The following is a 7,748-nucleotide window of genomic DNA, read 5'->3' as shown; positions in this document are numbered from 1 at the left end:
ACCGTTATAGAATCCAATGGAGCGGGCTCTGTCGGCGGTAACCACGAATACAGTGAATCAGGTGTCTATATCCTAACCTTAACGGTAACCGATAATCATGGAGCAGAAGGCACGGCAAGCTATCATTACATTGTCGTTTATAATCCTGCAGATGGCTTCGTCACTGGAGGTGGCTGGATTGAATCACCGGAAGGGGCCTATGCAGCTGATCCATTATTAACAGGCCAAGCAACATTTGGATTTGTTTCAAAATACAAGAAGGGGGCAACTGTCCCAACTGGTAATACCGAGTTCCAGTTCCATACAGGCAACTTGAACTTCCATTCCAGCAGTTATGACTGGCTGGTGATTGCTGGCAAGAAAGCCATGTACAAAGGAACCGGTACCATCAATGGTGAGGGTAACTATGGCTTTATGATATCGGCAGTTGATGCTGCGCTAACACCAAGTACAGATGTAGACCTGTTCAGGATAAAAATCTGGGACAAGGATACTGGGGAGGTGGTTTATGACAACCAGATGGGCGATGAGGAGGATGCAGATGCTACCACAGAGATTGGCAGTGGCAGTATTGTCATACATAAGAGCAAGTAGAAGCGATTAACAGAAAATAGGTAAAGTAAGGAAGCCCCATCATTTGGTGGGGCTTCCTTTTATCTAAAAACTGCTCATAGTAATTGTAGTACCGTTTTGGGGACTGGTATTATTCTAATATTGAAATTCATCCTCGCCTTCCTCATTTTGCTCGTTCCCAGCTTTCTGATGGGTGGGACCCTTCCCGTTATCAGCAAACTGTTTGCCCGGAGATTCGACAGGCTTGGCTGGGCCATCGGCAGCCTGTACGGCAGCAACACCTTCGGTGCAGTTGTCGGTACCTTTACTGCGGGATTCTTCTTCATCATGATGCTCGGAGTCAAAGAAGCTGCCTATGTCGCTGTGGCAGTCAATATCCTGATTGCCGGTGCCGCCCTGCTTCTCAATAAGGTCCCCATCCCGGACGAGGCAAGCATACAACCCAGACCACCACCCCAAACGAAGAAGCGCAAAACGGGGAGGGTGGCGGCGCGCAAATCTGACCGCGGTGAATATCCCAGATACGTATTCCATGTCGTGCTGGCCGTTTATGCTTTGTCCGGTTTCTGTGCCCTGGCTTACGAAGTCCTTTGGACGAGGTCACTGGTCTTCTTTCTCCACTCGACAACCTATGCCTTCACTATAATGTTAACTACTTTCCTGTTTGGCATGGCACTGGGCAGTTTCGTGTTTGGCAGGTTTATGGACAGGACGAAAAACCTGCTCAACTGGCTGGCACTTATCGAGGTGCTCATCGGACTGTTTGCCATGTTGTCTATCTGGGGGTTCAGCAGGCTGGACGGTCTCATTACCACCTTCTACCAGGGTGATAGCTGGGTGGTACACGTTGTTGCCAGGTACGCTGGTTCATTCCTGATAATGTTCGTCCCCACCCTGCTTATGGGGATTGCGTTTCCACTGGTCAGTAAGATATACACGCAGAGTCAGGATAGGCTGGGCCGATATGTCGGTGATGTTTATTCGGTGAACACTCTGGGCTCCGTTCTGGGTTCCTTTGCTGCTGGTTTCGTCGTCATTCCCCTGATAGGGATTACGGGGGGCATTGTCCTTATTGCCTCCCTGAATCTGGCCCTCGGCGCGGCTGTCCTGTTGGCCAACCCGCTTGTCCGCAGCCGACTCAAGCAGGTGGCCCTGGCCGGAATAGCGGTGGTTATTCTGGTCAGTAGCTTGACCCTTCCCGCAGGAAAACCCCTCGCTTTGTACAGCCCGGTATTTGGCGATGTCAAATACGGTGGTGAGGTCCTTTTCTACAAGGAGGGTGTGGAGGCAACTGTCACTGTGCATCAGTTACCGCCTGACCCTTTTGATGGTGGTATCTACAGGCTGATAGAGGTCGATGGTGTGAATGTCGCCGGGACTCATCCGATGCTCCGTCTTACGCAGAAGCTACAGGGGCACCTGCCTCTTATTCTATACAAAGCATCCACCGGCGAGGACGCCAGAAAGGTCTTCATACTGGGATTGGCCAGTGGTGAGTCATCCTACTCGATAACGTGTCATGATATCGAGAGTGTGGACTGCCTGGAGATTGTCGGTACGGAAAGGGAGTCCGTAGCATATTTCAGCGAGGTCAACCGGGATATCCTCAATAATCCGAAGTTCTCGCTGACAGTAGATGATGCCAGGGACTATCTCATGGCCACCGAGGAGACTTACGATGTCATCGAAAGTGATACCACTCACCCGGAGTTGAGCATCAACCTCTTCACCAGAGAGTATTTCCAGTTGGCCGCTGACAAGCTATCTGAGAATGGAATCCTTTCCGTCTGGCTTCCCCTGTATAATGCCTCAGAGGTGACATTCAAGATGTTGCTACAGACCTTCCAGTCGGTCTTTCCGCATACGACAATCTGGTACACCACAAATTACCCGACCCGACACGCCCTGTTGATAGGGGCCAAGGCAGAACTGAAGCTGGATTACCAGCTATTGCAGGGCGAACTGGAGAATCCGGTAATAGGTGAGAGCCTGGGAGAGGTCGGACTGAACGATGTGTTTACCCTTCTCAACTCATTCATTACCGACGAGACCATGATAAAAGAGTATGTCGGTGATACACCGGTTAACAGCGATAACCATCCTTACCTGGCCTACTATATGCCCAGGCAGAAACTGAGGGACGACCAGGTTATTCCGGGGATACTGTAAATCTTCGATGAGTTGAGCCTGCCAGTCGATACTTACCTGACGAACATGGGAGATGCCGAGGCCGAAGTTCGGGCAACTCTGGAGAATCATGCCCGGGCACGGGACCACATTATGCAGGCAATTGCTTACGATTTCAGAGCTGACTTTCAGAATGAAATCCTTGAGCTTGAGGCGGCGTTGGCGATACTCCCCGGAGACAGGAATATCGAGAACTCTCTGGTACTGGCCCTGGCCAAGCTCAAGTACTCTTACCTTATTCAGGGTGCCCGGATGCTGCAGGCAGGCAGGTTTGAGCAGGCTGTTCAAATGTACCGCAGTGCACTGCAGATCGACCCTGAGTGCGAGCCGGCGCTGCGCGCTCTTGAGATGCTGGGGATTACTGACTAATAGCGTGCCTGTGGACAGTGACGTGGTTGTCAAACTGGAACGGGGTGTGGCGATTACTCGCCACACCCCGCAACCTCTTGCAGGTTATTCGGTATTTCCTGACTTTACCTAGTCCCTCTTTCCGGTTATCTCATACTTGAGGTCCTGGTCAATCCAGAGGTACTTGGGTATCTCGCCCCAGCGGGTCTCATCGGGCTTTCCCAGGTCTGCCTCACCATGATAGTTCGCTAGCCATGGCCACCAGAAACCACTACCGACCGGTGTTGGCAGGACTATTTCATAGACCAGCGGGAGGACGTAACGTACTTCATCTCTGTGGATTCTGCTTCGCTCATCGGCATCCGGCTCCGCCATGTAGGTTGTATATGCATTGTAGCAATAGTCGTCCAACACATTGGAGAAGTTATAGGGTGACCCCAGCCATCCGCCGTCGCAACATTCCATAACGTCATAGATGCTGTCGTTCCCCCACCAGCAGGATATCATGTCCTGGTACTGTCTGCCGTATAGCATCGAAACATAGTTAGTAGCCTCAGGGACCTCTATTTCAGCATTAATACCCACAGCCTTCAGATACTCCGCGACTATCAGGCAAGAGTCGCGGTCTGCCTGACTGGGGTAGACAATGAAGGTAGTCTTGAAGCCGTCGGGATAGCCCGCCTCCGTGAGGAGCGCCCGCGCCTTGTCGGGGTGATACTGGTACAGCTCCTGGACCTCCTGGGGTAACGCTGACAGCGGCTCCCAGACGCTGGGGAAGACTGGCTGTACCGGCCAGGCATGTATGTTAGCCGAACCAGCGTAGAACTCATCGGCCATGCTCGGCTGGTCTATTGCCAGCATAGCTGCCTGCCGAACACGTACATCACTGAACGGACCCTCGTCTGTCCTGATGTGGATGACATGAGTAGTTGTCGATACCGATTTCCTGTTGAGCATCTCGGGACAATTTTTCTTGAAACTGTCTACCTTGTCCCACTCGACGTAACCGGTATCGAGCTTACCTGTCCGCAGGGCTGCGTAGTAGGTAGAATCGTCGATTATTGCCAGGACAACAAGATTGTCCGCATACGGTAGCTTGTAGTCCGGGAGCAGTGGGTCGGATTGCCAGTAGTTGGGGTTCCTTTTAAAGTTAACCGAGCTGTCGCTGACATAATCTGTCGGTATCCACGCCCCTGTTCCAACGACATGCTCCCAGTCTTCCAGGGACCCGTATTCGTCTACTACTTCATGTGGAGAGAACCAGCAGTCTCGCAGAGGGGCACATATTATTGAATATGCCTGGAAACGCCGGTACTCGTAGGTATATTTGTCAATCTTTTTAACATAGGTACTCCAGACTGGCAGGCCCGAAACATCATACCCTTTTTCCTCGAATAACTGCTCTACCGAAGGCCAGTTTTCTAACAGGCCGGGATTCTCCTCAGGCCTCCAGACTTTCACTAAAGGCTCCCACTCCTTCAGCACAGGTATCCAGTTTTCCTCTATCTCAACCAGCCAATCCTCAAATTGCGCCAAGGGAATTTTCCCCGACGCTATGTCATCGAAGGTCTTCGTCCAGTAGTCCAGCGATTGTGCCTCGGTTGAATACCAGGACGCCTGGGGGTGGGTGCACCTGCGTATGAAGCTCCAGACCACATCGTCAGCGACTACTTCCCTGCCGTTTACAGGTGGTTTATCCCAGAAGCGTATCCCCTGTTTTAGGGTGGTTCGGCACGTTCGGAGGTCGACAGCCTCAAAGCTCTCCGATAACTCATTCCCATACCACTCTTCGGTGTACCAGGTGTAGTTTATGGGATTTTCATTGGTACCCGCCGGTCCCCTCTCCCAGCGTACGGTATCGATGCGGTCGTAAATAATTGAGCACATGGCATTGGCATCCCACCATATCCAGTCAAAGTGCTCGGTAGAACTCGGCCGCAGTCTGTAGCGGATTGTTCCTCCGTATTGTGGCTCTCTCACCATCTTGCCCAACACGTTTTTCACCATCACCGCCCCTTCTTCCACAGCAGCCTCGACGACTGCCTCCTCCTCCTCCACTGTGGGGGCCGCTTTCTCGGTCACCTTCCCGGTGACGGTCTCGGTCTTCTCCTTCTCCCCCTCAACTGCTGCCTGACAGGATGACAATACCAGCGCTGCCACCATCAGGCAGCTCACTGTTAGCCACACAACCCTGCTTTTCATTTTCCCCCCCTTTCTCTTATTAAGGATATCCCGTGATGTGTCTCACCCATTTTCATGTCATTGTTCGACCTCCCCATCTTGGCGAGATTCCCCCTGATGAATCAAGGCTATTCAGCCTCAGGCACTTCCTCGCCACGATTGATGCGCTAAATCCTACTATACCCACAGATACGCACATTGTGACGGATTAACTAGCTTCTGTCAACTCTCCCTGGGTCCTGGTCTTTCCGTTTTTTCCCGGCCTTCCCCTTCTTGGTTCCGCGAAAGCTCCCCCCGCCTCCCCTCAGCCTGGGGTCGATGATGTCTCTCACGGCATCCCCCCACATGCTGACACCATATACGGCCAGACTCAGGGCGACACCGGGCCAGATAGCCAGCCAGGGGGCCTCGTACATGTACATGCGCCCCTCGCCACTAAGCATGCCTCCCCAGCTTGGAGCCGGCGGCGGTATGCCGATGCCGAGGAAGCTGAGGCTGGCCTCGGCCAGAATATTGCCGGCCACCGCCATAGTAAAAACGATAATCATGACCGGCATAATGTTGGGCATGATATGCTGCTTGAGCATGTGCGGAAGGGTAGCGCCGATAGCCCTGGCTGCGTCGAAGTAGATATTCTCCCTGATGCTCATGGTGGCTGCTCTAAATACCCTTATCCACTGGATTCCACCCAGTACTCCCAGAACAAATATCACCTGCAACAGCCCCGTTCCTACCAGGGACATTATGGTTATCATAAAGATTAGCCCGGGAAAACTCAGCAGGGCATCGACGAACCTCTGCACTACAATATCGAATTTGCCGCCGATATAGCCTGAGGGAACGCCGATAAGTGCACCGACAATCACGTTAATAGCACTGGCCCCCAGACCAACATATATGGACAAACGGGCTCCATAAAGGATTCGACTGAGCACGTCTCGTCCCAGCTGGTCTGCCCCCAGGAGATACTCGGCTCCTGGCTCACGCAGCCTGTCCGCCATGTGAATCTCCTGATAGGGGAAGGGGGCTATCCACTCGGCAAAAATGGCGACCAACAGCAAGAGAAGGACGATGACCCCACCCACGGTGCCGAGCGGCTTCTCCCTGAACAGCCTGATGAAGAACTGGACCAGTCCGGAACGCTGTTTTGACTCGACCTGTGATTGTATCTCTGCTGTCTCAGTCATTCCCTCTTTCCTTCGTCTATTTATAGCGAATCCTCGGGTCAAGGTAGGCGTAGCTCAGGTCGGTAGCCAGGATGAGTAGTAACCCGACGGAGGCCAAAATGAAGTTTATGCCGCTCACGTAGGGGTAGTCTCTCCTGAAGCAAGACTCAATGAAGAGGCGCCCAATCCCGGGCAGGTTGAATATCTGCTCTATAATAACCGTGCCGCCAATCATGATGAAGAGCTGGCCGGCTACCATGGTTATCACCGGAATCATGGCATTCCTCATGGCATGCCTGGTGATGACTACCCTCTCCATGAGCCCCTTGGCCCACGCAGTCCGGACGTAGTCCTGCCTGAGCACGTCAAGCAGAGTGGTACGCAGCATTCTCATGGTTGATGCCGACATAGCCGTCCCCAGGAGGGCGGCCGGAATCACGAACTGCTCCAAGTTCCCCATTGGGTCCTCAGAGAAGGGGATTATCTCCATCGCCGGCGACCATCCCCACCATATCGAGCCGAAGACGATAAGCAAGGTTGCCAGCCAGAAGGCAGGGGTCGCCAGAGAGATGATGGCAAAGCTACGCCCCAGATAGTCCAGCCAGCTATCCTGCCGGATGGCCGAAATTACGCCCACAGGGAAAGCTACCAGTTGCGAGATGATGAAAGCAAAGAAGCCAAGTTCGAAGGTTATCGGCAGTCTGTTGAGCATCTCTGGAAGAACCGGCCTGTCTGTCCAGAGCGAGGTCCCGAAGTCGCCACGGGTAAATATGCCCTTCATCCAGCGTGCATACTGGACAGGTGCCGGTACATCCAACCCCAGTTGGTGCCTGATGTTGTCTACATCTACCGCGGCTTCCTTTGTTGCTGCCCCACCCGTCACCCTCTGGAACGCCATTAACTCGACTATGTCACCTGGAATAAAGCGGACCATAAAGAACACTACTACACTCACCACGAATATGGTGGGTATCATCAGGATTATTCTTCGGATTACATAGTTGCGCATGTATTCACCTACGATTCTGTTTCAGGTGGGCCTTGTCGCTCAACTCGACGCAGTCCGGCTATGCCCGATTACATCCAGGGTTCCGCACACGGGAGGGGGTGGCAGCACCGATTAATTAAACTGGTGGCTGTCGTCCTACCCACCAGCACCCTGATTTCCCCTGGTAAGGCCCACCTGAGACTTAATGTCTCCGTTTATTTTATTACAACGAACATCGGCAGTCGTAGCTGTTTCCTTCCGGGGTAGCTTCCACCCGCAGCATGGCAAATATATAAGAGATAAAC

The 7,748-nt window shown here is 52.8% G+C and carries 6 protein-coding genes; 3 read left to right on the top strand and 3 right to left on the bottom strand.

What is annotated here, in order from left to right; genetic code table 11:
* The 3 genes from VMW13_00155 to VMW13_00145 all read left to right on the top strand — a co-directional run.
* Positions 1 to 594: hypothetical protein (locus VMW13_00155; protein ID HUV43219.1), on the top strand; the 594-nt coding region annotated here is incomplete at its 5' end.
* A gap of 120 nt (positions 595 to 714) precedes the next feature.
* On the top strand, positions 715 to 2,742 hold the full coding sequence (locus VMW13_00150; protein ID HUV43218.1) for a fused MFS/spermidine synthase: 2,028 nt from the start codon (positions 715 to 717) through the stop codon (positions 2,740 to 2,742).
* 12 nt (positions 2,743 to 2,754) lie between these two features.
* A complete protein-coding gene (locus VMW13_00145) occupies positions 2,755 to 3,129 on the top strand; it encodes a hypothetical protein (GenBank protein ID HUV43217.1) in 375 nt (124 codons plus the stop codon).
* Between the two features lie 108 nt (positions 3,130 to 3,237).
* Here the strand turns inward: VMW13_00145 and VMW13_00140 are convergent, their stop codons facing one another.
* The 3 genes from VMW13_00140 to VMW13_00130 form a co-directional block, all read right to left on the bottom strand.
* Entirely contained in the window at positions 3,238 to 5,310 is a 2,073-nt protein-coding gene (locus VMW13_00140; protein HUV43216.1) for an ABC transporter substrate-binding protein, read from the bottom strand.
* Positions 5,311 to 5,501: 191 nt separating this feature from the next.
* Positions 5,502 to 6,476 (bottom strand): ABC transporter permease, encoded by a 975-nt coding sequence (locus VMW13_00135; protein HUV43215.1) that lies wholly within the window; start codon positions 6,474 to 6,476, stop codon positions 5,502 to 5,504.
* Between the two features lie 16 nt (positions 6,477 to 6,492).
* On the bottom strand, positions 6,493 to 7,464 hold the full coding sequence (locus tag VMW13_00130) for an ABC transporter permease (GenBank protein ID HUV43214.1): 972 nt from the start codon (positions 7,462 to 7,464) through the stop codon (positions 6,493 to 6,495).
* Positions 7,465 to 7,748: the final 284 nt, after the last annotated feature.

It is taken from the genome of Dehalococcoidales bacterium (assembly GCA_035529395.1).
Taxonomy (GTDB): domain Bacteria; phylum Chloroflexota; class Dehalococcoidia; order Dehalococcoidales; family Fen-1064; genus DUES01.
Note: the sequence above shows the minus strand (reverse complement) of the source record. Positions and strands in the feature narration are given on the sequence as shown.